At 71.3% G+C, this 24,890-nt stretch carries 24 protein-coding genes; 19 read left to right on the top strand and 5 right to left on the bottom strand.

All coding sequences use genetic code 11. The features are described 5' to 3' along the window. Window positions 1–139 precede the first annotated feature (139 nt). Window positions 140–1,222, bottom strand: a complete 1,083-nt coding sequence (locus ACIBJB_RS15790; protein WP_398930707.1) for an NAD(P)-dependent alcohol dehydrogenase — start codon at window positions 1,220–1,222, stop codon at window positions 140–142. A 72-nt stretch (window positions 1,223–1,294) separates the two neighbouring features. On the opposite strand from ACIBJB_RS15790, the gene ACIBJB_RS15785 reads away from it, so the two are divergent. The 9 genes from ACIBJB_RS15785 to ACIBJB_RS15745 all read left to right on the top strand — a co-directional run bounded on the left by ACIBJB_RS15785 (window position 1,295) and on the right by ACIBJB_RS15745 (window position 12,104). Continuing rightward, the gene (locus ACIBJB_RS15785; RefSeq protein ID WP_398930705.1) at window positions 1,295–2,740 is read left to right on the top strand and encodes an aldehyde dehydrogenase family protein; all 1,446 of its coding nucleotides are present in this window, start codon (window positions 1,295–1,297) and stop codon (window positions 2,738–2,740) included. Between the two features lie 11 nt (window positions 2,741–2,751). Continuing rightward, window positions 2,752–3,954 carry a PucR family transcriptional regulator gene (locus tag ACIBJB_RS15780; protein WP_398930703.1) on the top strand — a complete coding sequence of 401 codons (1,203 nt, stop codon included), beginning with the start codon at window positions 2,752–2,754 and terminating at the stop codon, window positions 3,952–3,954. Window positions 3,955–4,183: 229 nt separating this feature from the next. After that, window positions 4,184–5,206: a zinc-binding alcohol dehydrogenase family protein gene (locus tag ACIBJB_RS15775; protein WP_398930700.1), complete on the top strand. Its 1,023-nt coding sequence runs from the start codon at window positions 4,184–4,186 to the stop codon at window positions 5,204–5,206. Continuing rightward, entirely contained in the window at window positions 5,203–6,597 is a 1,395-nt protein-coding gene (locus ACIBJB_RS15770; protein WP_398930698.1) for an amidohydrolase family protein, read from the top strand. Before ACIBJB_RS15775 ends, ACIBJB_RS15770 begins: the two co-directional genes overlap by 4 nt. Continuing rightward, entirely contained in the window at window positions 6,594–7,262 is a 669-nt protein-coding gene (locus ACIBJB_RS15765; RefSeq protein ID WP_398930696.1) for a flavin reductase family protein, read from the top strand. Before ACIBJB_RS15770 ends, ACIBJB_RS15765 begins: the two co-directional genes overlap by 4 nt. A 64-nt stretch (window positions 7,263–7,326) precedes the next feature. After that, window positions 7,327–8,427 carry a BMP family ABC transporter substrate-binding protein gene (locus tag ACIBJB_RS15760; RefSeq protein WP_398930694.1) on the top strand — a complete coding sequence of 367 codons (1,101 nt, stop codon included), beginning with the start codon at window positions 7,327–7,329 and terminating at the stop codon, window positions 8,425–8,427. A 34-nt stretch (window positions 8,428–8,461) separates the two neighbouring features. Further along, entirely contained in the window at window positions 8,462–10,018 is a 1,557-nt protein-coding gene (locus ACIBJB_RS15755; protein WP_398930692.1) for an ABC transporter ATP-binding protein, read from the top strand. Further along, window positions 10,015–11,193: an ABC transporter permease gene (locus ACIBJB_RS15750; RefSeq protein ID WP_398930690.1), complete on the top strand. Its 1,179-nt coding sequence runs from the start codon at window positions 10,015–10,017 to the stop codon at window positions 11,191–11,193. Before ACIBJB_RS15755 ends, ACIBJB_RS15750 begins: the two co-directional genes overlap by 4 nt. Further along, window positions 11,190–12,104: an ABC transporter permease gene (locus ACIBJB_RS15745; RefSeq protein WP_398930688.1), complete on the top strand. Its 915-nt coding sequence runs from the start codon at window positions 11,190–11,192 to the stop codon at window positions 12,102–12,104. The genes ACIBJB_RS15750 and ACIBJB_RS15745 overlap by 4 nt, the downstream gene beginning before the upstream one ends. Window positions 12,105–12,559: 455 nt before the next feature. Here ACIBJB_RS15745 and ACIBJB_RS15740 read toward each other — a convergent pair whose 3' ends face one another. Further along, the gene (locus ACIBJB_RS15740; RefSeq protein ID WP_398930686.1) at window positions 12,560–13,594 is read right to left on the bottom strand and encodes an aldo/keto reductase; all 1,035 of its coding nucleotides are present in this window, start codon (window positions 13,592–13,594) and stop codon (window positions 12,560–12,562) included. Between the two features lie 228 nt (window positions 13,595–13,822). Here ACIBJB_RS15740 and ACIBJB_RS15735 point away from each other — a divergent pair, with 228 nt between their 5' ends. The 6 genes from ACIBJB_RS15735 (at window position 13,823) to ACIBJB_RS15710 (ending at window position 18,023) form a co-directional block, all read left to right on the top strand. Then, window positions 13,823–14,275 carry a VOC family protein gene (locus ACIBJB_RS15735; RefSeq protein ID WP_398930684.1) on the top strand — a complete coding sequence of 151 codons (453 nt, stop codon included), beginning with the start codon at window positions 13,823–13,825 and terminating at the stop codon, window positions 14,273–14,275. Continuing rightward, on the top strand, window positions 14,260–14,655 hold the full coding sequence (locus ACIBJB_RS15730) for a nuclear transport factor 2 family protein (protein WP_398930682.1): 396 nt from the start codon (window positions 14,260–14,262) through the stop codon (window positions 14,653–14,655). Before ACIBJB_RS15735 ends, ACIBJB_RS15730 begins: the two co-directional genes overlap by 16 nt. 161 nt (window positions 14,656–14,816) lie before the next feature. Continuing rightward, window positions 14,817–15,677, top strand: a complete 861-nt coding sequence (locus ACIBJB_RS15725) for a fumarylacetoacetate hydrolase family protein (RefSeq protein ID WP_398930680.1) — start codon at window positions 14,817–14,819, stop codon at window positions 15,675–15,677. A 27-nt stretch (window positions 15,678–15,704) separates the two neighbouring features. Further along, window positions 15,705–16,868 carry an amidohydrolase family protein gene (locus tag ACIBJB_RS15720; RefSeq protein ID WP_398930678.1) on the top strand — a complete coding sequence of 388 codons (1,164 nt, stop codon included), beginning with the start codon at window positions 15,705–15,707 and terminating at the stop codon, window positions 16,866–16,868. Between the two features lie 28 nt (window positions 16,869–16,896). Next, window positions 16,897–17,670, top strand: a complete 774-nt coding sequence (locus tag ACIBJB_RS15715) for an HpcH/HpaI aldolase/citrate lyase family protein (RefSeq protein ID WP_398930675.1) — start codon at window positions 16,897–16,899, stop codon at window positions 17,668–17,670. Beyond that, entirely contained in the window at window positions 17,667–18,023 is a 357-nt protein-coding gene (locus tag ACIBJB_RS15710) for a cupin domain-containing protein (protein ID WP_398930673.1), read from the top strand. Before ACIBJB_RS15715 ends, ACIBJB_RS15710 begins: the two co-directional genes overlap by 4 nt. 102 nt (window positions 18,024–18,125) lie before the next feature. Here the strand turns inward: ACIBJB_RS15710 and ACIBJB_RS15705 are convergent, their stop codons facing one another. From ACIBJB_RS15705 to fdxA, 3 genes are all read right to left on the bottom strand, one after another. Continuing rightward, complete coding sequence (locus ACIBJB_RS15705) at window positions 18,126–18,923, bottom strand: IclR family transcriptional regulator (RefSeq protein WP_398930671.1); 798 nt, start codon at window positions 18,921–18,923, stop codon at window positions 18,126–18,128. Between the two features lie 121 nt (window positions 18,924–19,044). After that, the gene (locus ACIBJB_RS15700) at window positions 19,045–20,046 is read right to left on the bottom strand and encodes an NAD(P)/FAD-dependent oxidoreductase (protein ID WP_398930669.1); all 1,002 of its coding nucleotides are present in this window, start codon (window positions 20,044–20,046) and stop codon (window positions 19,045–19,047) included. Further along, window positions 20,043–20,384, bottom strand: a complete 342-nt coding sequence (gene fdxA, locus ACIBJB_RS15695) for a ferredoxin (protein WP_398930667.1) — start codon at window positions 20,382–20,384, stop codon at window positions 20,043–20,045. The genes ACIBJB_RS15700 and fdxA overlap by 4 nt, the downstream gene beginning before the upstream one ends. Window positions 20,385–20,572: 188 nt before the next feature. Here fdxA and ACIBJB_RS15690 point away from each other — a divergent pair, with 188 nt between their 5' ends. The 4 genes from ACIBJB_RS15690 to ACIBJB_RS15675 are packed head-to-tail and all read left to right on the top strand — an operon-like array spanning window position 20,573 to window position 24,839. After that, window positions 20,573–21,925 (top strand): aromatic ring-hydroxylating dioxygenase subunit alpha, encoded by a 1,353-nt coding sequence (locus tag ACIBJB_RS15690; protein WP_398930665.1) that lies wholly within the window; start codon window positions 20,573–20,575, stop codon window positions 21,923–21,925. Then, the gene (locus tag ACIBJB_RS15685; protein ID WP_398930663.1) at window positions 21,922–22,446 is read left to right on the top strand and encodes an aromatic-ring-hydroxylating dioxygenase subunit beta; all 525 of its coding nucleotides are present in this window, start codon (window positions 21,922–21,924) and stop codon (window positions 22,444–22,446) included. Before ACIBJB_RS15690 ends, ACIBJB_RS15685 begins: the two co-directional genes overlap by 4 nt. Window positions 22,447–22,467: 21 nt before the next feature. After that, window positions 22,468–23,679 (top strand): Dabb family protein, encoded by a 1,212-nt coding sequence (locus ACIBJB_RS15680; protein WP_398930661.1) that lies wholly within the window; start codon window positions 22,468–22,470, stop codon window positions 23,677–23,679. Then, window positions 23,676–24,839 carry a hypothetical protein gene (locus tag ACIBJB_RS15675; RefSeq protein ID WP_398930659.1) on the top strand — a complete coding sequence of 388 codons (1,164 nt, stop codon included), beginning with the start codon at window positions 23,676–23,678 and terminating at the stop codon, window positions 24,837–24,839. The genes ACIBJB_RS15680 and ACIBJB_RS15675 overlap by 4 nt, the downstream gene beginning before the upstream one ends. The last annotated feature ends 51 nt before the right edge of the window (window positions 24,840–24,890 follow it).

Below are 24,890 nucleotides of genomic sequence, written 5' to 3'. Positions count from 1 at the left end.
GTGCTCGGTCTTCTGCGCGGTGTTGACCGGCCGCGCCACCGGATGAACAGGTGCCTCATCTGCGTCGGGCCACCCTAAGGTGCGCCGCCGCGTGCGACAACGTTTCGTGGATGACCTCGTGAGACCCGGGGCGACGCGTCTAGAAGGTCAGCACGGCCTTGCCGACCGCACCGGACCGGACCGCCGCGACGGCCTCGTTGATCTGCTCGAACGGGAAGTAGGTGATCATCTTCTCGACCGGGAACTGCCCCTTGGCGTTGAGTTCGAGCAGCTTCGGCAGGAACACCTGCGGCAGACTGGACCCGCCGATGATGCCGGTGACACTGCGCCCGTTGAGGATGCTGCGCCAGTCGAAGCTCATCGTCTCGCTCGGTCCGACGCCGATGACCCCGGCGCGGCCGAGCGGTCCGAGTGACTCCACCGCGGTGCGCAGGACGTCCTCGCGCCCGGTCGTGTCGATCACGAAGTCGAATCCCTCGGGGACGAGGGCGGCCAGCTGCTCGGCGGCCGGCCCGGCGGAGGAGTCGACGGTGTGCGTGGCGCCGTAACCGCGGGCCGCCTCCAGCTTGGCCGGGTTCACGTCGACGGCGGCGACGATCGCGCAGCCGCTCAGCGAGGCCGCGATGATGGCGGCCACGCCGACGGCCCCCGCCCCGAAGACCGCGATCGACGAGCCGGGGCGCGGCTGCAGCACGTTGAGCACGCCGCCGGCTCCGGTCTGGAAGCCGCAGCCGAAGGGTCCGGCCCGCAGCAGGTCCAAGGAGGGGTCGATTCTGACGACCGCTCGCTCCGGCGCGACGACATGGCCGGCGAACGACGACTGGCCGAGGAAGTGGGCGTTGACCTCGCGTCCCTGATGGGTCACCGCGGTGGAGCCGTCGGGCCGGCGGCCGGAGAAGTTCACCGTGTCGAAGCTGCGGCAGTAGGCGGGCGCGCCGGTGCGGCACAGCGTGCACGTGCCGCACGACGCGAAGGACATGGTGACGCTGTCACCCGGGCGCACGGACGTGACATGCGCGCCGACCTTCTCGACGACGCCCGACCCCTCGTGCCCGAGCAGCGCGGGCGTGCGGAAGAAGGTGGCGAACTCCAGGTCGGTGCCGCAGATGCCGACCCCGGCGACGCGGACGAGCACCTCGTCGGGGCGGGGCTCGTCCAGGTCCACCTCGGTCAGGACGAAGGGCTGTCCGGGTTGCTCCAGCAGAGCGGCGGTGGCACGCACCAGGCCTCCTCAGTGACTCACATCGCGAGATCGCATATTGACATGCGTGACAAGGTCGGTCAAGGTTCACCTATGGCGGCTGTTGACTTCCCTTCCTCCCAGCAATTCATCGACGGCGAGTGGGTCGCGGCCCGCGACGGCGGCACCCTGGACATCGTCGATCCGGCCACCCAGCAGGTGATCACCACGGTGGCGCTTTCCGGTGGAGCCGATGTCGACGACGCGGTCGCCGCGGCGCGCCGCGCCTCCGCAGGCTGGGCGGCGACCAACCCCAGCGAGCGCGGGGCACTGATCCGGCGCTGGGCCGACCTGATCCTCGCCGACGTCGAGGCGCTGGCGGCCGTAGAGGCGAGGGACGTGGGCAAACCACTGTCCGGGGGCCGGACGAACATCTACATCGCCCACGACATCATCAACTACTTCGCCGGCGCGGCCGACAAGCTCACCGGGGTCACGCTGCCGACCCGCAGCCCCGACTTCCTGGGCTACACGGTTCCCGAGCCGTACGGCGTGTGCGCCGTCGTCATCCCGTGGAACGTGCCCGCCGTGCTCACCGCCGCGAACGTCGCGCCGGCGCTCGCCGCGGGCAACGCGGTCGTCCTCAAGCCGTCCGAGGTCGCACCGCTGGCCCCGTTCGCACTCGCCGAACTCGCCCGCCGCGCCGGGTTCCCGCCCGGGGTGATCAACGTCGTCGCGGGTGGCCCCGAGGCGGGCGCCGCACTGACCTCGCACCCGGGCGTGGACCACATCAGCTTCGTCGGCTCCACCGCGACCGGACGGGCGATCATGACGGCCGCCGCGCAGAACCTCGTCCCGGTGAAACTCGAACTCGGCGGCAAGTCGCCGAACGTGCTGTTCGGCGACGCCGACCTCGACACGGCGATCGAGGCGGTCGTCGGCTCGATCACCGAGAACGCCGGGCAGAACTGCTACGCCGGTTCCCGGCTGCTCGTCGAGGCCTCGGTGCACGACGAGGTCGTGGAGCGGGTCGCCGCCGCCATGGCCGCCGTCAAGACCGGGCCCTGGGACGCCGACCTGGACATGGGGCCGCTGGTCAGCGCCACGCAGTTCGCCCGCGTCAGCGGCTTCCTCGAGGACGCGCCTCGCGACGGCGCGCGGCTGGTCACCGGTGGCGCGCCCACCGGCGACGGATGGTTCGTCCAGCCGACCGTGTACGACCGCGTGGACGCGGGCATGCGCGTCGCGCGCGAGGAGATCTTCGGCCCGGTCCTCGCCGTGCAGTCGTTCCGCGACACCGCCGAGGCGACCGAGCTGATGAACGCGACGGACTTCGGCCTGCTGGCCTGCATCTGGACCAACGACGTCTCCCGGGCGCTGCGCCTGGCGAAGGACGTCCGCTCCGGGCAGGTGGCGGTCAACCAGTTCCACGACGCGGGAGTGATCGGCTTTCCCTTCAACATGCAGAAGGACAGCGGCTTCAGCCGGGGCGGCGGGTACGCGGCGCTGCGCGAGTACACCCAGGAGAAGGGCGTAGCCATCCGGCTGCTGGCCCACTGAGACTCGACACCATGGGAACCGTCGCCGAAGCATGGTCCGGACCGGCCCACGACAGGGCCGGCCCGGACGCCGAAACGGCTGTGCTGGAGCGGGAACTCACCGAGGCCGTGCTCGCCGGCGCCGGGCGCTCGGACGTGCTCCACGCGCTGGTCCGGGCCACCGGCCGGCAGGTGCGGCTGCTGTCCGCCGGGGGCGCGGTGCTGGCGACCACGGACGGCGGGTCAGGCGTGCCGGCCACGGTGGCGGACGGTGTGCTGGCCGGCGCGGCCGGACCGGTGGTCGACACGCTGGACGGGCTGCGGGCCACGGCGCTGCCCGTGCGTGCGGGGGCGACGGTGGCCGGTGTCCTGCTGACCGTCGGTCCCGGTGATCCGCGCGTGCAGCGGCTGGCCGGTGCCGCGGTCACCGCGCTCCTCATCGACGCCGTGCGCGCGGGGGACGACTCCGCCGAAGCCCCGCCGCCGCCCACACCGGCCGACGTCGTCGCCGCACTGCGGTCCGGGACGGTGAGCCCCTCGGTGTGCGCGGCGGCGGTGGAGCTGGGGATCGATCTGCAGCGACCGCCGGCCGGTGCCGTACTCCACTACAGCGGCTCCCGCCTGCGCGCCTGGTCCACCGCTCTCACCTGGCTGGAGCACCCCGTGCAGCAGGAGTCGCGCACGGCATGGACGGTGACCGCCGGCGAGGTCACGCTCGCCCGCCTGCGAAGCCGGCTGCGCCACATGACCGGCGACGAGTCCGCGGGTGACGACGTCGTCGCGGCGAGCGGCTCCCACCCCGCATCGCCCATCGGTCTGGCCCGGTCCTTCACCGAGGCCGAGCGGCTGCTCGGTCTGGCCAGGACCCGGGGCGTCCCGCTGCTCACCTTCGGCGGATGCGGGGTGGTCCAGGTGCTGTTGCCCCTCCCGCGCGCGCACCTCGAGGCGTACGCCGAGGCGCATCTCGGGCCGATCCGGCAGCGTCCGGAGCTGATGGCGACGCTCCGTGCCTGGCTTGCCGAGAGGGGCAGCCGGCAGAGCGTCTCCGAACAGCTTCATCTCCACCGCAACTCGGTGGGCTATCGAGTGCGCCAGATCAAGAACCTCCTGGGCATGGACCCGCTGCTGCCCGCCGCCTCGGCGGAGTTGCACCTGGCGCTCGCGGCGCTCGACCTGCTCGCCGCCGACGACCGGCGCGTGCGCGGCGACGACGAGCCGGATTTGGCCGGACACTGAACCGCCCTACGCCGTGCCGCCGGGGTGGCGCGGCGCATGCCGCTGTACCCGCTTCCGGCCCGCGCAGGCTGCTCTGTGCGCCTCACGAGCAGGCGCAACGCCGACGAAACCCAGTTTTTCCCTACAAGCGTTGACAGCACTGGTCGGCATGGGCAGAGTGGCCTCACAATACGTTCCACCGCCTCGCAATGCGAGACGGACGAGGTGAGGAGGGCCGGCGGTGCGAGCGATGGTGCAGACCGATTTCGGGGGAACCGAGGTCGTGTCCCTGCAGGACGTCCCCGAGCCGGTGTGCGGACCGCGCGACGTCGTCGTCGAGGTCGCGTACTGCGGGCTGAACCGCCTGGACCTGCTGCAGCGCAAGGGGCCGGGCCTGATCCCCGGCTTCCGCCTTCCGCACGTGCCGGGCATGGACTTCGCCGGAACGGTGGTCGCGACCGGCTCCGCGGTCAGCTCCATCGTCCCGGGCGACCGGGTCATCGCCGATCCCACCCAGGGCTGCGGCAGTTGCCCGCGCTGTTCGGCGGGCGACCGTGCGTACTGCGCGAGCCCGCGCATCATCGGCGGCAACATCCCCGGCGCGCTCGCCGAATACGTCCTGTCGTCCGCCGAGACGATCGTCCGGGTCCCCGGGTCCGTGTCGCTCGCCGCGGCCGTCACCCTCCCCACCGCCTTCGCCACGGCGTGGCACGCGGTGCACACCGTCGGGGCCCTGCACACCGGCGAGACCCTCGCCGTGCACGCGGCCGCCAGTCCCGTCAGCCTGGCGGCCATCGCGCTGGCCAAGCGGGCCGGCGCCGCGGTCGTCGCGTTCGCGGGCAGCGACGCCAAGCTGGCCGCGGCCCGCACCGCCGGCGCGGACCTGGCGTTGCGCAACGACGACCCGGACCCGGCGAAAGCGGTGTCGGCCTTCACCGACGGCGCCGGAGCCGACCTGGTCCTGGACCACGTCGGCACCGACACCTGGCGCACCTCACTGGACTGCCTCGGCATCGGCGGACGTCTGCTGATGCTGGGCAACACCAGCGGCGACCAGGTGGCGTTCTCGCTCAGCGAGGTCTTCCACCGCGGCCTGAAACTGCTGGGCGTCGGCGGCTACACCGCGGCCGACTTCGCCGCCGCCACGGCAGCCTGTTTCTCCGACAGCCTTCACCTGCCCACCGCCCACCGGTTCCCGCTCGAGGATCTCGCCGACGCCTGGGACGTACTGGGCGCCCGCGAGACCATCGGAAAGGTCGTGGTCGCGCCATGACCGACCTGCTCATCGTGGGCGGCGACATCGTCACCATGGACCCCGCGCGGACGGTCCTCACCGGCGCGACGCTCGCCGTGTCCGGGGACAGCATCGCCGCGCTCGGCACGGCCGAGGACCTGCGCAGTCGCTTCCCGGGTGCAAAGGAGATCAACGCGTCGGGCTGTGTCGTCATCCCGGGCCTCGTCGACGCCCACCAGCACACGACCGTCGATCCCCTCGTACGCAGCACGATCCCGGACCACATCAGCTCGCAGGAGTCGATCTTCGACTGGATCGTCCCCCTGCACGCCCACGCCGACGGTGACGACGACGAACTGGCCGCGACCATCACCGCCGTCGAGTGCCTGACCCGGGGCATCACCACCGTGCTGGAGCCCGGCACGGTGGCCTACCCGGAGCGGGTCGCCGCAGGCCTGACCGCCGCGGGCATCCGCGCGCGGGTCGGCGGCTGGGGCTGGGACGCCGAGGGCGTACCGTTCGGCGCCCCCGCCGACGAGGTGCTCGCCAGACAGGAGGACATCGTCCGGTCCCTGCCGGTCACCGGGCCGGTCACCGGGTGGGTGACGCTGGTCGGCCACGACCTCGCAAGCGACGAGCTCTTCACCGGAGCGGCGAGCCTCGCCGAGCGCCTCGACACCGGACTGACCTGGCACATCTCGCCGGGACCCGCCGACGTCGAGGCATACGCCAAGCGCTGCGGGCGTCGGCCGGTGGTCCACTTCGGCGAGCTGGGCGTCCTCGGCCCGCGCCTGCTGCTGGGGCACGCCGTGTGGCTCGACGACGCGGAGGTCGACGTGATCCTCGAGACCCGTACCGCCGTCGCCGCCTGCCCCGGGGCCTACCTGCGTCTCGCCCAGGGATACACCCGCGCCTCGCGCCACGCCGAACTGGTGCGCCGGGGCGGCCGGGTGGCACTGGGCTGCGACGCCCACAACGCCGGCGACGCCCCGGACGTCCTCCTGGCCGCCTATCTGTTCGCCGGCCTCGAACGCGACCGTGACCTGCCCGACCCGATCCGCGCCGAGCAGGCGTTCGCGCTCGCGACCGTCGACGGCGCCGAGGCGATCGGTCTCGGCGAGCGAACCGGCTCCCTCGAGGTCGGCAAGGCCGCCGACATCGTCGTACTCGACACGAGCGACCCCGCCTGGATGCCCCGGGGCGACCTCGCCCGCCAGCTCGTGTGGGGCTATGTCTCACGCACCGTCCGTGACGTGCTGGTCGACGGCCGCGTGGTCGTCCGGGACCGGCAGCCGACCGGTATCGACCTCGCCGCCGTCGCCGAGGCAGCCGCCGAGCGGTCCGCCGCCCTCCTGCGGCGCGCCGGCATCACACCCCGTCCGACCTGGCCGACACGGCCGGCGGACACCGCAAAGGAGACCATCCGTTGAACGTCATCCACATGTCCGGACGCTCTCCGGCCCACAAGCAGGGCCTGCTCTCGCAACTGGTGGTGCCGCGGCCGATCGCGATGATCACGACGCTCGACCCGGACGGAGGGGTCAATGTCGCGCCGTACAGCTACTACATGCCGGTCTGTGGCGAACCCCCGCTGATCGCGGTCACCATCGGCGCCCAGCGGGAGGGCACCGCGGAGCCGAAGGACACCTGGCTCAACATCGAGCGCACGGGCGAGTTCGTCGTCAATCTGACCACCGTCGCGATCGCCGAGCACATCGAGGCGGTGGCCCGCGAATACCCCCGTGGCGTGAGCGAGATGGACGTCGCCGACTGGCGGCCGGTGCCCTCACAGGTCGTGGACACGCCGTCGCTGGCCGACAGCCCCGCGCACCTGGAGTGCCGTGTGCACGAGGTCATCGACCGCGGCGATCACACGTCCTGCTTCTCGGGCGTGCACATCGTGCTCGCCGAGGTCGTCTGCATCACCACCGACGACTCGATCATGTCCGCCCCGGACCGCATCGACCCCACCCGGGTCCGAGCGGTCGGGCGGATGGGCTTCCCGTACTTCGTCGCCGCGGGCGAGGAGGCCCTCTTCCACCAGGAGCGGGTCGCCTACGCCGAGCTCCAGCGCGCCGACACGTCCGCCAACTGACCCAACCCCCCGATCCGCCACCGCCCTTGACGGGGCGGTGCCACCAGCGAACGGAACAGGACACATGACTGCAAGAAGCTCGCTCTGGCGTTGTCGGGCCGCGATCGGCCTCGCCCTCGCGGGAGGCCTCGCGCTCTCCGGCTGCGCCGACAACGCGGCGACGGCACCCAAGGCGAACGCCGCGGCGACCGGCACGGCGAGCGCCGGCGGCGGCTCGGGCCTCAACGAGCCCGACGTCAACGGCGACGGCAAGGTCGTCATAGGGGTCCTCAGCCCCGGCGACATCAACGACCACGGCTTCTACGAGAGCTTCGTCGACTCCGCGGACGCCTTCGCCAAGGAGAAGGGATGGAAGGTCATCAAGCGCGGCAGCGTGCCCGCCGGCGACGCGCTGACCGCGGCACGCGCGCTGTGCCAGCAGCACGTCGACATGGTCGCGCTCGGCGCCGGTGAGCTGAAGGCCGCCATCCCGGCTTCCGAGGAGCCGGTCTGCGCCAAGACCGCCTGGTACGTGCCGTCGTCGGCGAACATCGACCAGACCCCGCAGATCCTGCTGTCCTCCGACAACCCCAACCAGTCGCTGCTCGCCGCCGGCTACGCAGCGGGCCTGAAGATGAAGGCGGCCGGCTACACCAAGGCCGGATTCGTCACCGGCGTCAAGGCCGACTTCAGCGTCCTCGGCGCCAAGGCCTTCCTGGCCGGGATCCGGGAGGTCGTCCCGAAGGCCACGCTGGTGAGCACCTACACCGGTGACTTCAACGACTCCGCGAAGGCCAAGGAGGCCACCCAGGCACAGATCAGCCAGGGCGCCAAGGTCATCTACCCCTATCTCGGCGGAGCGACCGACGCCGCCGCACAGCTGGCGAACGCCAACGGCGTACTGACCCTCACCCCGGGCACCGACCGGTGCGCCTCGACCAGCCCGAAGTTCGACATCTCGGTGATCTTCAGCCCCGGCGACTACTTCCGCGCCGCGCTGGAGAGCTTCGCCAAGGACGACCTGAAGATGGGCACGAAGCGCGTGTGGCAGCTGGGCGTCGACCCTTACCCGACCATCAGGATCTGCAACGGCCAGGGCGACGAGGACCAGCAGCTGGCTCAGTTCATGAAGAAGATCGGCACCAAGGCGATCGACCCGGAGGCCGAGGTCAAGCGCCTCGGCTGACCGTGCCGACACCGACCCAGGAGAGTCACACGCGATGACACCGACGACCTCGGCGGCTCGGATCCTCGAGCTGCGTGGCATCACCAAGACCTACGGATCCGTCACGGCCTGCGACGCCGTGGACCTCACCGTCGACGCCGGCGAGATCCACGGTCTCCTGGGCGAGAACGGGGCGGGCAAGTCCAGTCTCATGAAGGTCCTCCTCGGGCTGATCCGGCGCGACGCCGGCACCGTGCTGGTGCGCGGTGAGCAGGTCGCGCTGGACAGCCCGCAGGAAGCGGCCGAGCTGGGCATCGGCATGGTGCACCAGCATTTCAGCCTCATCAGCGGCCTCACCGTGTGGGAGAACGTCGCGCTCGGCGACACGGGCGCGGTGAACAAGCAGGCGATCTGTGCCGAGATCGCCGAGGTCGCCGCGCGGTACGGGCTGCCGGTCGACCCCGAGGCGCGCGTCGACGCGCTCGCGGCGGGCGAGCGGCAGCGCGTCGAGGTGGTCAAGTGCCTGCGGCGCAACCCTCGGATCCTGATCCTGGACGAGCCCACCTCGGTGCTCACCCAGGCCGAGTCGCAGGAGCTGTTCGCCGTGCTCGGCCGGGTGGTGCAGGAGGAAGGACGCGCTGTCATCCTCATCAGCCACAAGCTCGCCGAGATCGAGCAGGCCACCGACCGGGTGACCGTTCTGCGCAAGGGCCGGGTCGCCTTCCGGGCGGTCACCGCCGAGACCACCGCGCCGGAGCTCGCCCGCCGGATGGTGGGCCGTGACGTGTCGCTGCACGACGAGGCCGCCGCGCTGGGCCTGCTGCCGGTGCGGAAGACCCGTACCGGCGAGGGCGGAGCACACGACCGGCAGCCGCCCGTCCTGCGCCTCGCCGGACTCACCGTCGAAAAAGGCGGGGTCAGGGTTCTGGAAGGGGTCGACCTGACCGTCGGCGCGGGCGAGATCTGCGCCCTCTACGGCGTCGAGGGCAGCGGCCAGGCGGCACTCGGCGAAGTCCTCGCCGGTCTGGTCCTGCCGACCGCCGGCACCATCGAGGTCGCCGGGCACAGGGTCGATGTGGCCCGGCCGGGCGCGCTCGGGAAGGCCGGTCTCGGCATCGTGCCGGAGGACCGGCACCACAGCGGTGTCGTCCTCGACATGAGCGTCACCGAGAACCTGACGATGAAGTCGCTCGACAAGCTCAGCGGCCGGTTCCTGCTGCGTCGGCGCGCGATGCTCGCCGAGGCCCGTCGCCTCGCCGACGAGTTCAACATCGTCGCCCCCTCACTGGACGCACCGGTACGCAGCCTGTCCGGAGGCAACCAGCAGCGCGTTGTACTCGCCCGGGAACTGTCCGGTGACACCAGCGTCCTGGTGGCGGCGCAACCCACCCACGGGCTGGACGTCGGCGCCATCGAGGACATGTACGCCCGACTGCGCAGGGCGGCCGCGGAAGGCGTCGGAGTGCTGCTCATCTCCACCGAACTCGAGGAAGTCATGGCCCTTGCAACCTGGATCGCGGTGATCTCGTCCGGGCGGATCACCGGAGCACTCCCCGTCTCGGAGGCGACCCCCGAGCGACTGGGCATGCTGGTCGGCGGTGAGGCCGCATGAGTGCCGTCTCGCCGACAAGCGTCGACGACCTCACCCGGCGCTTTCTCGCCCGGCTTCGGCCGGGGCCCGGGGGTTGGCTCGTGGTGGGCCTCACCGTGGTGCTGGTCGCCGTCGCCGCGGGCGCGTCCGCGCTGCTGCTCCTGCTCACCGGTGGCTCGCCGAGTGCTTCGGCGAGCGCGATATGGACCGGGAGCCTGGCCGACGCCACGGGATGGACGACGACGTTGCTCAACGCGGCGCCGCTGCTGCTGGTCGCGGTCGGTGCGTGCATCTGTGCGTCGGCCGGCACGTTCAACATCGGCCAGGAGGGACAGGTCCTCATCGGCGGCCTGGTGGGAGCCTGGGTCGGACTGCGGCTGGCGCTGCCCGGCCCGGCGCTGGTCGTCGTGGTGCTGATCGCCGCGGCGGTCGGCGGTGGCGCCTGGGCCGGGCTCAGTGCCCTGATGCTCCGCTTCCGCGGCGTCAACGTCCCGGTGAGCACCCTGCTGATGACGTTCCTCGCCATCCAGCTCGTCACCTTCGCGGTCAGCACGCCGTGGCTGCAGGAGAGCGCGCAGGGCACCTCGGGCATCGCCGACGCGGCGTCCAACCCCCTGCCGGCCAACGCCCGGCTCGGCGGCTTCGGGCAGTACCCGTCGGTGCAGGTTAACATGGGCCTGTTCCTCGCGCTCGTCGCCGCGGTCGGTGTCGCGCTGGTCCTCAGCCGCAGCCGGTGGGGCTTCCGGGTGCGCATGCTCGGTCTGAATCCGCTGACCGCCAAGCACACCGGTGTCCGGGTGGCCGCGCTCGGCGGCTTCACCCTGGCACTGTCCGGCGCCCTGGCCGGGCTGGCGGGCGGGCTGCTGCTGGTCAGCCCGATCGGCACCAACCAGCTGCAGGCCGGGCTCTCGGACAACTTCGGCTGGGACGGCCTGCTCGTCGCGCTCGTCGCGCGCAACCGGCCCCTGGTCGCGGTCCCCGTGTCGTTGGTGTTCGCCGTGCTGCGTGCGGGCGGCGACTTCCTCTCGGCCACGGGCGTGCCGTACTACCTCGTCGATGTCGTCAAGGCATTGCTGGTCCTCGCGTTCGTCGCGCCGCCCGTCCTCGTCGATCTCTTCCGCAGGCGTCGCGGTGCGATCCCGCGGACGGTGACCGCCGTGTCCGTTGTTCCGACCAAGGTGAAGGCATCCGCGTGAGCGCCCTGGACAGCACCACCACCATCCTCGCCAGCGGTGTCCGGCTGACCGTGCCCCTGGCGTTCGCCGCCTGCGGCGAGTACGTGGCCGAGCGCGCCGGCACCATGAACATCTCCGTCGAGGCGATGATGCTCGGCGGTGCGTTCACCTCGATCGCCACCGCGAGCGCGACCGGCAGCGCCACCGTCGGTCTCGTGGCCGGCGTCGTGACCGGACTCGTCCTCGGCTTCGTCCACGGCAACCTCTCCCACCGGGCGCAGATCAACACCTTCGTGGTCGGACTGGTGCTGAACGCGCTGGTCCTCGGGCTGACGAGCTACCTGATCACGACGAACCAGTTCGCCTCGCACCAGGTCCACATGCTGTCGGTCCCGCTGCTGCAGGACATCCCGGTGATCGGCAAGCCGCTGTTCTCCGAACGCTGGCCCGCCTTCTTCCTGTTCGCGCTGGTGCCGCTCACCTGGTGGCTGATGGAGCGCAGCCGCTGGGGCCTGGAACTGCGGGCGGTGGGGGAGAACCCCCAGGCCGCCGATGTCACGGGCATCAAGGTGAACATGCGGCGCCGTCAGGCTCTGCTGTGGTGCGGCGCACTGGCCGGTCTCGGTGGCGCGTACCTCGCGGTCGGCGAGGTCGGATCGTTCAACCAGAACATGACCGCCGGTCGCGGATACATCGTCATCGCCGCGGTGATCTTCGGGGCGTGGCGGCTCGGGCGGACTCTGCTGGGCTGCCTGGTGTTCGGCCTCTCCGACGCGATGCGTCTGGCGCTCCCGGCGCTCGGCGTCACCCTCAACGCCCAACTGCTCGTCGCGGCCCCGTATCTGCTCGCGCTCCTGGCCATGCTGCTGTTCACCACCCAGCACCGGGAACCCGCCGCACTCGGCCGGCCCTTCGAGCGCGGGTCGACCTGATGCACGGGATCGGGCGAGCACGGATGCCGCTTGCGCGACCGCACGGGGCCCGTTGGCGCGCGACCCTGCCGACTGCGCAGGGCCGCGGTTTCCGGTGCCGGCGGGGTGGGCCCGTTGCCCGGTGTGATGAGTGCGTGGATCCGGTTCGCTGCCTCGGCCGACCTTCGGGCGAGGCTCGGCCCGGCGGCCGGGGGCGGCGAGCACGGATGCCGCTTGCGCGACCGCACGGGGCCCGTTGGCGCGCGACCCTGCCGACTGCGCAGGGCCGCGGTTTCCGGTGTCGGCGGGGTGGGGATGGCGTCGAGGGGGTCGGGCCCGTTGCCCGGTGTGATGAGTGCGTGGATCCGGTCCGCTGGCTCGGCCGACCTTCGGGCGAGGCACGGCCCGGCGGCCGGGAGCGGCGAGGGCGGACGCCGGTTCCGCGACCGGGCGGAGACGGCGTGGCGATCCCGATGTCAGCGTCGGCGCAGCGCCGCGGTCTGCAGCGCAGGCGGAACGTGGCCGACGTCGAGCGGGTTGAGCACGCTGCCCGGCGCGACGAGCTCGTCGATCCGGTCCAGCGCCTCGGCCGACAGCGGCCGGTCCACCGCGGTGAGCTGCGACAGGAGCTGGTCGTGGGTGCGCGCGCCCATCACGGCCGAGGTGACGCCGGGATGGGCGAGCACGAACCGCAGCGCAAGCTCTACGAGCGTGCAGCCCTCCTCGGCCGCCAGGCGCACGAGTTCCTCGACGACCGCGAGCTTGCGCCTGCGCATCTGCTCGTCGGCGAAGTCGAAGTGGTCGCTGTTTCTCAGCGCGCGCGAGTCTCCCGCCGGTTCGGCGCCGGCCCGGTACTTGCCCGTCAGCCAGCCGCCGTTGAGCGGGCTCCAGACCATGACGCCCATCCGGTGCCGCTCAGCGGTGGGCAGGGCGGCCGCCTCCGCGTGCCGGGCCAGGATCGAGTACGACAGCTGTTCCACGGTGAACCGCTCACCGCCACCGCGCCGCGCGGCCCACTGCGCCTCCACGATCTCCTCGGCCGGGAAGCTGGAGGTGCCGATCGCCCGCACCTTGCCCGCCCGCACCAGGTCACTGAGCACACCGAGGGTCTCCTCCATGTCGGTGAGGGGATCGGGACGGTGGACGAGGTACACGTCCAGGTGGTCCGTCCCCAGCCGGCGCAGGCTGTCCTCCACGGCACGCGTGATCCACAGCCGGGAGGCGCCGCCCCGGTTACGGTCGAGCGGGCCCGCGGGCATCCGGCTCGCGACCTTCGACACCAGGACGACCTCGTCGCGCCGTCCCTTCAGCGCCCGGCCGACGATCTCCTCCGACTCGCCGAAGGCGTACACGTCAGCGGTGTCGACGAAGTTGACCCCGGCGTCCAGCGCCGTCGCCACCATGCGGTGGCACTCCGCCTCGTCGGTGTTGCCCCAGGCGCCGAACATCATCGACCCCAGGCACAGTTGACTCACCTCGATGCCTGTCCCACCCAGAATCCGGTAGTGCACGCTCGCCCTCGTCTCCCAGCCGACGCCGTGTCGCTGTCCTCTCGCAGGCTCGCACAGCGGCCGGTCCCGAACCGATGTCGCGCGGGGCCAGCATCCCTGGCCTGCGTGTTGTGTCCGCAGCACATCGACCCGCGGGTGCATGCGTGCCTAGGCTCGAACAGATCCGATCAAACAGATCCGATCGAAGAAATCGGATCGAAGAAATCCGAACCACTCACTGGAGGTACCGTGGCCACCGGTCTCACCTCGGCACGCTGGACTCACGTCGCGCTGCCGACCGGCGATCTCGACAAGGCGATCGCGTTCTACACCACACTGACTCCGCTGGTCGTGGTCGAGCGGTTCAAGGACGCCGACGGCGAGAGCGTCTGGCTCTCCAACGACCAGCAGGCCGAGACGCCGTTCGTGCTCGTCCTGGTGTCCTTCAACAAGGACAAGGGCAACCAGCTGGGCCTGCTGCACCCCTTCGCGCACCTCGGCATCGAGGTGCCGACGCGCCAGGACGTCGACGCGCTCGCGGACCGGGCCCGCGAGCTGGGCTGCCTGCACTGGGAGCCTCGCCAGATGCCCGAGCCCGTCGGCTACATCTGCGCTCTGAAGGACCCCGACGGCAACGTCGTCGAGATCTCCCACGATCAGCGGGTCTTCGACTCGGTCCGCCAGAAGTGGGGTTCGTCCTGAAGGACACCCGTGCCGCCGTCGAGGCGTACCTCGCGGCATTGAACGCGCACGACGCCGACGCCGTGGCCGCCTGCGTGGCCGGGGACTTCGTCAACGAGCACACGTCGTCCATGGGACAGAGCCGCAAGGGCCGCGCCGAGTACCGCGCCGCGCTGACCGGGTTCCTCGAGAACTTCGGGGACCTGCACTACGTGCCCGAGCGCTTCCTCGTCGACGGCGAGTCCGCCGCGGTGCCGTACGTCATGACGTTCCGGATGCGTTCGGCGGGCGACCGCCCCGTACGCGTTCGCGGGGTCTTCGTGTTCACCGTCGCCGACGGCCTCATCACGCGCCGCACGGACTACTGGGACAGCGGCGAGGTGCAGCGGCAGCTCGCCTGACGCCCCTGGCAGGCAGCCCGGAACCAGCTCCCTGACACCCCGTCCGCCTCTCGTGCGGACGGGGTGCCGGTGTATCCCCCCCGCCCGACCTGCGTATCGCTTTGCATGACGCCGTCTCGCATTGCTTGACACGATGTCGTCTCGCAATGAAAGATGCCGTCATGCAAGTAGTGACAACGCAGTCCGGCCTGGGCCGGATCGAGGACGGGGCCGTCGCCCTGTTGGACACGGCTCTTCCGCACGTCGGCGCGGTCCTCGAGCAGGACGGCTCGCTGCAGGGCCTGGCGTCCTGCGCGGTGCGCCGGCGGATCCCGCTCGACCAGGCCACGATCGTGGCGCCGCTGGGCCGTCCCCGCGCGGTGTGGGGCGTCGGACTCAACTACGAGTCGAAGGCGGTCCGCGCCGGCCGGGGAGTTCCCGAGCAGCCGATCCTGTACCTGGCCGCGTCGTCCGGCGTCCTGGCGCCCGGCGCGCAGGTGGTGATCCCGCGGGCCGCGACGGAACCCGACTACGAAGGGGAGATCGCGGTCGTCGTCGGTCGCCGGCTGTACCAGGCGTCCGAGTCGGAGGTCTGGCCCGCGATCGCCGGCATCACCGCGGCCAACGACATGACGGCACGCGACGTCATGCGCACCACCGCCACACCCGCCCTCGCCAAGAGCTACCCGGGATTCACGCCGCTCGGCCCGTCGATCCGCACCCCCGACGACCTCGTCGACCGCGACGCGATCCGCGTACGGACCCGGGTCAACGGCGCACTCGTACAGGACGACACGAGCGCCGGGATGATCTTCCCGGTCCCCGACCTGCTCAGCAGGCTGTCGTGGTTCACCGCACTCGAACCCGGCGACGTCGTCCTCACCGGAACCCCGTCCGGCACCGGCCAGGACCGCGGATGCTTCCTCGCCGACGGCGACGAGATACGGGTCGAGGTGGACGGTGTGCTGCCCCTCGTCACCCGCGTGGTGCGCCCCGCGGACGCCTCACCGCACGACCACCGGCTGACCGAACCGGTCAGCTGACCACCTCTCACCCTGGAGCCCCTACCGATGCCCATCTCCTCCACGCCGTCCTACGACCTCGTCCTGGCCGGCGGCACCGTCATCGATCCGGCGTCGGGCACCAACGCCCGGCTCGACGTGGCGGTCACCGGCGACCGCATCGCCGCGATCGGGGAAGGGCTGGCGGCGGGCGCGGCCCGCACGATCGACGTCACCGGCTCCACCGTGCTGCCGGGCCTCGTCGAGGGCCACACCCACATCTTCCAGTACGTCTCCGCCGTCGGCGCCCCCGCCGAGGAGGCCCACCTGCGCCGCGGCGTCGTCGCCGCGGCCGACGCCGGCACGGCCGGTGCCTCGACGTTCGCGGCCTTCCGCAAGCTGGTGGTCGAGGCGAACCCGCTGCGCATCGTCAACTTCCTCAACGTCTCGGTGCTCGGCCTGATCGACTTCCGGTTCGGCGAGCTGCTCAACCCCGACACCCTGGTCCCGGAGGACGCGCTCGCGACCGCCGAGGCCCACCCCGACATCGTGCGCGGCTTCAAGATCCGCTTGTCCGAGGACGTCGTCGGCGAGAACTGGGAGTCGCTGCTGAAGAAGTCCGTGGCGCTGGCCGAGCAGGCCCGCCTCCCGCTGATGGTGCACATCGGCGAGACCGAGGAGCCGGTGCCCGTCGTCCTGGACTACCTGCGCCCCGGCGACATCGTGGCGCACTGCTACACCGGCAAGCCGAACGGCATCCTCGACGGCGACCAGGTGCACCCGGCAGTCATGGCGGCCCGGGAGCGCGGCGTGCTGTTCGACTCCGCCCACGGCAAGAGCAACCTCAGCTTCGAAGTGGCGCGCCGGGCGATCGCCGACGGATTCCTGCCCGACATCCTCAGCTCCGACACCAGCGCCCGCAACTGGCGCGGCCCGGTGTTCGACCTGCTCACCAGCGTCTCCAAGCTGGTGGCGCTCGGCGCGCCGCTGGAGGAGTGCATCCGGCGGGCCACCGTCGCGCCGGCACGGCTCCTCGGGCTCGACACCGAGGGCTACGGCCGCCTGGTGGTCGGCGGACGGGCCGATGTCACGGTCGTCGACTGGACCGACGAGGTCACCCTGCCCGACGCCGCGGGCAACACGCTCGTCGCGCCACGCCTGGAGCCGACCGTCGTACTGCACGCCGGCGCAGAGGTCGACATCGTGCCGTGGCGCGGTCTGCCGACGGCGTGAGACGCCCGCGCATCCCGCGGAGGACGCGATGACCGTCGCTGACGTCCACCTCCTGCGGCGCCGGCTGCGCGCTGCCCTGACGGCTCCGGAACCGGCCGTCGGTACGTTCGTCAAGCTGGCGTCGCCCGACGTGGTGGAACTGGCCGGGGCGGCCGGGTTCGCGTTCGTGGTCGTCGACCTCGAACACTCCGCCCTCACCGAACAGAACGCCGTCGACCTGGTGCGGCACGCCCACGCCTGCGGCCTGCCGGCTGTGGTCCGCGTACCCGAGGTGGACGCCGCCGTCGTCAACCGGCTGCTTGAGGCCGGGGCGGCGGGTATCCAGCTGTCCATGCTCACCCGGGTCGCCGAGGCCGAGGCACTCGTGGCGGCGACCCGGTTCGCGCCCGCCGGCCGCCGCTCGGTCAGCCTGGCCAACCGGGCCGCCCGATTCGGCGCGCTCCCGCTGGCCGCCTTCCTGCGCGCCGAGCGGGACGACCCACCGGTGCTGGTCGGCCAGATCGAGACCGCGCGCACCGATCCGCTGCCGGATCTGCTCGCCCCTCTCGACGTGTGCTTCGTCGGCAGCACCGACCTCGCGGTCGACCTGGGACTGCCGACGAACCCCGCGGTGCTGCGCGCCGCGGTGGACCGGGTGCGCGAGGCCGCGCACGTGGCGGCGGTGGCGTTCGGCGGCTGGGCGCCGGTCCGGGGCGCCGCGGCGGACCTGGGCCTGAGTGCTGCCGACTACCTGGTCGTCGGCTCGGACCTGCAGATGTTGGCGACCGCCCTGCGCGCGGCCGCCGGGAAGGAACACCAGTGACCACACGCAACGCGGCGCTGTTCAGCACCGTCGTCCACTGGGACGAGTTGCCGGTGACCCAGGTGCGGCCGGGGGTCCGCCGTCGCGTCTACGCCACGGACGAGATGATGATCTGCCACCACGAGCTCGAGGTCGGCATGACACTCAACCCGCACCGGCACGAGGACTTCGACCAGCTGGTCCATATCGCGGAGGGCCGTGCGAACTACTACGTGGACGGTGTCGCGCACGACATGCGTGCGGGGTCGTTCCTGCTGGTTCCCCGCGGCAGCGAGCACTACGTGGAGCCGACGGAGGCCCCCTGCGTGAACATCGACTTCTTTGTCCCGCCGAGGGCCGACCTGCTTCCCTGACCGGAGGATCCGGGAGCTGTTGAGGGCCTCCGGGTGGAGTGAATGTCAGACGCATTCACTCCACCCGGAGGCCCTCGGTCCGTCACACGGTCAGCCGGCGGTTCAGTCGGCGGTGGGTGCGCCGTCCGAGTTGCCCAGTCGCTGCGACAGCGCGCGGGCGGTCTCCAGCAGCGCCTGCGCCATCGGCGACGTGACGTCGTCGGGGACGGTCGCCGTCGTGCCGACGACAGCGAGCGTTCCGCTGATCTTGTCGCCCTCGAAGATCGGCGCCGCGATGGTGCGGACCCCGTTGACAGCGGGGGAGTTGACCGACAGTCCGTGCTGCCGGATGGCGTCGAGCTCCTCGGTGAGCTCGGAGGACTTGCGGACCGAGCGCGGCAGCGCCGGTACCTGGTCCGGCGGCAGGAACGTGAGGAAGATCCGTCCCTGTGCCGAGGAGGTGAGGTCGAGACGCGAGCCGACCCGGACGCTGATGCGCACCATGTGGTCGGTGTTGTCCACCGAGCGCACCACGGTCGGCGACTCGCCGTCCCAGACCGACAGCACGATCGTCTCGTCGATGCGCCGGACCAGCTCCTCCATGTACGGCTCGGCGGCGGCGACGATCGGCAGGCCGGCCCGCGCCGCCGTCGCGAGCGTGAGCACCTGGGGGCCGAGGGAGTACAGCGAGGTGCGCTCGTCGTAGCGCAGCAGGTTCGCCGCCCGCAGCGCCTTCGTGTAGCGGTGCGCGGTCGCCTTGCTCGCCCCGAGCCGCGCGGTGATCTCGTTGAGACTCATGTGCGGTTTGCCGACCGTGAACGAGCCGAGGATCAGCGCCGCACGCTGCACCGTCTGGATCGTCGGCGCGGTCGTGTCGGAAGCGCCTCGCTCGCCGGTGCCGGGCTGCGCCTTCGTGGCCATGAAATCTTGCTCCCGTTTCGTACTTAATAAGGTGGTGAGACGTTGAATGGAACGCCGTATTGGATAGCGTAACGGTGAGAGCCGTGTAAATGTGCGGGAAGAGATGACGTGTGCCAGGCCCTCACGCGTCGGAGGAGTGCCCCGGTGTGAGGGAGCGGGCCGGGTCGAGCAGGGAGGCGATGTGGTTGACGGCCAGAGCGGCCTCGCCGAAGCCGATCGAGATGAGACTGACCTTGCCGTCGTGGTCGGCGATGTCCCCGGCCGCGAAGACGCGCTCCCGGCTCGTGCGCATCGTGCGGTCGACGAGGATGCGCCGGCGGCGCAGCTCCAGTCCCCACCGCTCGATCGGCCCGAGATCGGCGATGAAGCCGAGGGCGGCGACGACGGACTGGGCGGACAGGCTGATCCGGTCGCCGTCCGGGCCCGCGACGACGACCTCCGACATCGACCCGTCGCCGGAGATCTTCTCGACCTCGTAGGGCGTCAGGACGCGCACGGAGGATGAGTGCACCTGCTCGACGGTGCGTTCGTGGGCCCGGAACCGGGTACGCCGGTGCACCACCGTCACCGACGAGGCGATCGGCTCCAGCGACAGCGCCCAGTCCAGCGCGGAGTCCCCGCCGCCGACCACCACGACGTCCTGTCCGGTGAGTTCGTCCAGCCGGGGCACGAAGTACCGCAGCCCCCGGCCCAGGTAGTCGGAGCCCACAGGGAGCTCGCGGGGCACGAAGTTGCCGATCCCGCCGCACACCAGCACCGCACCGGCGGTGATCCGCGTGCCGGCGTCGGTCGTGGCGACGATGTGCTCGCCCGCGTCGTCGAGGTCGGTGACCCCGTGCCCGAGCAGGTAGACCGGGTTCGACTGCCCGGCCTGCTCGGCCAGCCGGTCCACCAGGTCCTGGCCGCGGACGGCGGTGAAGCCGGCCACGTCGTGGACGAGCTTCTCGGGGTACAGCGCGGTGATCTGCCCGCCCACCTCGGGCAGGGCGTCGGCGACCGCGACGCTCATGCCGCGGAAGCCGGCGTAGTACGCGCTGTACAGCCCCGTCGGACCGGCACCGATGATCAGTAGGTCGACGGACACGTCAGGGCCGGCGCCAGTGGCGGCGGGCAAGCCGCTCACGCTCCCACCTCGGGGTGGTCGCGGCCGACCCTGCCGACCTTGCGTGCGCCCCCGGGCGACCCGAGCGGTTCGGCTCCGGCGATGTCGAGGGTGAAGAACTCGGCGTTGACGCGCTGGGACTGCTCGGCCTCCGCCGGCAGGTCCTCGTGGTGGAAGATCGAGATCTGCGGGCAGACGGGTTCGCAGCGCCCGCACTCGACGCATTCGTCGGGCTGGATGTAGAGCATCCGGTCGCCCTCGTAGATGCAGTCGGCCGGGCACTCCTCCATGCACGACTTGTCCATGACGTCGAGGCATGCCTGAGTGATGACATACGGCACGGGCTTCTTGCCCTTCACACGGTCGCACGGAATGCGAGATGGCGTCTTTCAATGTGGAATGGATGATGACGGCGCAGGCCCGGGGTGTCAACCATCAGGTGATTGCTTGACACTGCCGCCCGTGCTAAGGGAAGCTGGCGCGACATACGAGATGGCGTCTCACAACACGCCACTCGGGTCGGGACTTGTGAGAGGCATACGCCGTAATGGGAAGCAACCCCCGGACCGTCCCAGCACCGATGATCGTCGAGGACTGGGACCGGCTCACCTTCCGGGTCAACCGCGAGGCCTACCGCAGCGCGGAGATCTTCACCCGGGAACGCGGCTGGGTATGGACGCACACCTGGCTCTATCTCGGCCACGAGACCGAGATCCCCCACCCCAACGACTTCAAGGTCCGCACCCTCGGCGGCCGGCCGCTGATCTTCTGCCGGGACACCGCCGGCGAGGTGCGCGCCTTCCTGAACTCCTGCCCCCACCGCGGCACGGTGCTGTGCCGCGAGAACGAGGGCTCGACCAGGCTCTTCCAGTGCTTCTACCACGCCTGGACCTTCCGCAACAACGGTGACCTCGCCGCCATCCCCGACGCCGACGCGTACGAGTCGACCGACGAGTTCAAGGCCTCCATGGGGCTGCGCGGTGTCCCGCGCCTGGAGATCCACGAGGGCTACGTCTTCGTCGCGTTCGACCCCGACGTCCCGCCGCTGCTCGAGCACCTCGGCGACGCGGCCGACTACATGACGATGATCGAACAGCAGCACGTCGGCGGCATGACCACCCTGCCCGGCACACAGCAGTACAGCGTGCGGGGCAACTGGAAACTCGCCGTCGAGAACGCCATGGACGGCTACCACTTCGCGCCGACGCACAACACGTTCGTGGGCTACCTGCGCGAGAGCGGCTTCGCCGTCACCGACGACAACCAGTACGCGTACAACCTCGGCAACGGCCACGGGCTGCTGGTCCTGACCGGCCATGGCGGGCGCATCAGCATGCTCTGGGAACCGCGCTTCGGCGAGGACGAACGGGTGCGCACCGAGCAGCACCGGGCCGAGATGACGCAGCGGCTGGGGGAGAAGCGGGCGCACTACGTGGCCGACGAGAGCCACATCCTGTTCGTCTTCCCCAACCTGCTCCTGTTCGACATCGAAGGGCTGTCGATCCGGCAGCTGGAGCCGGTGGCGCCCGAGGAGACCGACGTACGCGCCTGGCAGTTGGTCCCGCGCGACGAGGACCCCGCCGCGCGCGCCCTGCGGATGAAGACGGTCGTCAGCTTCGTCGGCCCGGGCGGGCTCGCCACGCCGGACGACATCGAGGCGTACGAGGCGGTCCAGCGCGGCATCCGGGCCACGGCCGGCACCGCCCCGCCCGAGCTGGACTACAGCGACATGTCGCGCGGCATGGCCGACGAGGTCAAGGGCGTACAGGGCAGGTCGACCGACGAAGGCGCGATGCGGGGCTTCTGGCGGCACTGGGTCGACGCCGTCGGCCTCGATGACGGCCTCGCCGTCCACGGCGAGCGACCGGCGTCCTTCCTCGAGGGCAGGGACGTGCGATGACCGCCACCACCAACACCCACTCCGTGCGGTGCCAGGGACGCACGATCACCCGCCCGGAGGTGGAGGACTTCCTCTACGCCGAGGCCGACATCCTCGACCACTGGGACTACGACGGCTGGCTGGCCCTCTTCGAGCCCGGCGCCCGCTACGAGATCCCTACCACCGACTACCGCCCCGGCTGGTCGCCGCACGAGACCGGATCCTTCGTCGACGACGACTGGGACCTGATCCGCGCCCGGGTCAAGCGCCTCAAGTCCCGCAAGGCGCACGCCGAGAACCCGCACTCGCGCACCCACCGGCTGGTCTCCAACGTACGGCTGTCCGAGCACACGGAGGATGCCTTCCGGGTGGCGGCGTCCTTCGTGGTGCACCGCGCCCGCGACGGACACTTCGACGCGTACGTCGGCTGGTACGAGCACGTACTGGTGCCGGCCGAGGACGGACTCCGCTTCCGCTTGCGGCGCTCGATCCTGGGCCACGAGTCGCTGGCGGCAGGCGCCCGGCTCAGCTTCATCCTCTGACCGGCGACGGACGGTGACCCGATGATCCGACACACCCTTTCCTTCCGCTTCGCCGACGGAGTCGACCAGGCCACACGGGAGTCCGTGCTGGCCGAGCTGCGCACCTTCCCGGACCGGTACCCGGCCATGCGCGGCTTCGTCCTCGGCGAGAACGTCAGCACCCGCGACCGGACCTTCACCCACACCATGGCCGTCGACTTCGGCACTCAGGACGACCTGCTCGCCTATCTCGGCAGTGAGTCCCACGAGAGCTTCGTGCACACGCGCTGGCGACCGGTCATCGACCGGCAGGCCATCACCTCGTTCGAGTACACCGAGCGCCCCTCGCTCACCTCAGGAAGGACAGCGCCCGTGAGCACCCGCCCGCACGCCCCGTACGGCATGGAGTACGCCCGGATCGAGGTTCCGGACATGCAGGCCACGATCGACTTCCTCGAGTACCACGTCGGGCTCCAGCTGGAGCAGCGTACGGACGACTACGCCTACCTGCGCGCCGACATCGAGCACCACGCCATCGAACTGATCAACGCGCCCGAACGCACCGACGGGTGGACGACCGCGGTCGGCTACAGCGTGGAGAGCGAGGAGGTGCTCGAGCAGCTGCACAAGAGCGTCCTCGACGCCGGCCTCGAAGTCCTCGATCTGCAGGAGCGGCAGCAGGCGCTGTGCGAGAACGGCTTCGCGGTCAAGGACCCCAACGGCCTCATCATCGAGCTGTTCACCGAGTTCCAGGAGTACGCCGAACCCCCGCACATCGAGATCCGGCCGCTCGACCTGGTGCACCCCTTCATCGCCACGACGAAGTACCAGGAGACGCAGGACTTCTACCAGAACGTCCTACGGTTCATCCCCTCGGACTATGTCGTCGGCTCGACCACGTTCTTCCGCGGCGAGGACCGCCACCATCACAGCCTCGCGGTGCAGAACAACAAGGAGCACTACGTCGCGCACCTGTGCTTCGCGATGAAGAGCCTCGACCACGTCATGCGGATGCGCGCCCGAGCGCTCTACAAGGGTGCGCCGATCGCCTCCGACATCGTCAACCACTCGGCGTCGACGTCGATCGCGTTCTATCTGCACGACCCGCGCTTCGGCCCGCGGTTCGAACTGTGCGACCGCCACCGGGTGTTCACGCCGGAGGAGCACGAGACGCACCGGGCGCGCAGGATGCCGGCCGACCCGCGCAACATCGACGTGTGGCGTCCGGCGTCCGACGACTGGGGACGTTTTTGAGAGAGCAGTTGCTTGACGTCCTGAGCCTGCTCGACACCACTCCCGTCCCTCGCGGGCAGGAGCGGACGGCGGCCAACCGGCTGCGCACCTGGTGTGCGCGCCGGTGGCCGCACGTCGAGTGGCAGGTACTGGAGCACGGTCCCGCGGGCGGCAGCCTGGTCGCCGCGCACGGGACGGGTCCGCTGCTGTACTCCCACCTGGACACGTCACTGGACGACGGCGGTGCGCACAACCACCTCGTCACCGGCGACGACGCGCCCATCGCCCCGCTCGGCGTGGACGGCGACGTGGTGGCCGGCTTCGGTCTCGGGGTAGCCCGCGGGCCGGCCGCGGCGGCGCTCGTCGCGTTCGCCGAGGCGGGCGCCGGACGGCTGCTGCTCGCCGGCTCCGGTACGCACCGGCGCGGTGGCGGGATCACCGGCCTGGAGGCCTACGCCGACGCGTATCCGCTGCCGCGCTCGGCGATCGTCGCCAAGTGCGGCCCGGCCACGCTGCTGTGGCACGAGCCGGGCGCGTTCTATCTGACCGTCCGGGTGACCGGCCGCTCCGGCGCCGCGATGATGCCGGAGTCGGCCACACCCCCCGGGGGAGTCGTCGCCTCGGCCGGCGTCGTCCTGGACGAACTGGCCCGCTGGCGCACCGCCTACCTGGCCGCAGACCCGCGGGCGGGGCAGACCGGGCGGGCGTGCGGCATCGGCGCGATCAGCGGCGGGTGGCCGGACAAGCCGGACCTGCTGCCGGCCCAGCTGCGGATCGATCTGTACGTCGTCACCGGTGACGCGGTGGAGCCGAAGGTGCTGGCGGCCGGGCTGGCCGACCGGCTGCGGGCGCGGTGTGCCCAGTCGGTGCTGCGCGACTGCGTGTTCGAGGTCGAGGCCGAGCCGGTCGCGGCAGCCGCGGCGACGCCGGCCGACGCCCCGGTGGTGACGGCCGCCCGGGCGGCCTGGCTCGACGAGTTCGGTGCGCAGCCGCCGCCCATCACCGGCTGGACGGGATCGACCGACGGCGTCGTCCTGCGCGCCCGTGGCGTCGACACCGTGCGGCTCGGCCCGCAGGCGAAACCGGCCGTCGGCGACCCCCGTCGCGATGTCCTGTCCTTGGGGCAGTTGACCGCCTACGCGCGCATCTACCGCCGGCTGCTGACGGAGCTGCCGGCGTAGAGCGGGCGCCGTGCGGCAACGTGCTGTGGCAGACGACCGCCGCAGCCAGAG

It is taken from the genome of Streptomyces sp. NPDC050759 (assembly GCF_044456945.1).
In the GTDB taxonomy this organism is placed as follows: domain Bacteria; phylum Actinomycetota; class Actinomycetes; order Streptomycetales; family Streptomycetaceae; genus Streptomyces.
The sequence above is the reverse complement of the archived record's forward strand: the minus strand, read 5'-3'. Positions and strand labels throughout refer to the sequence as shown.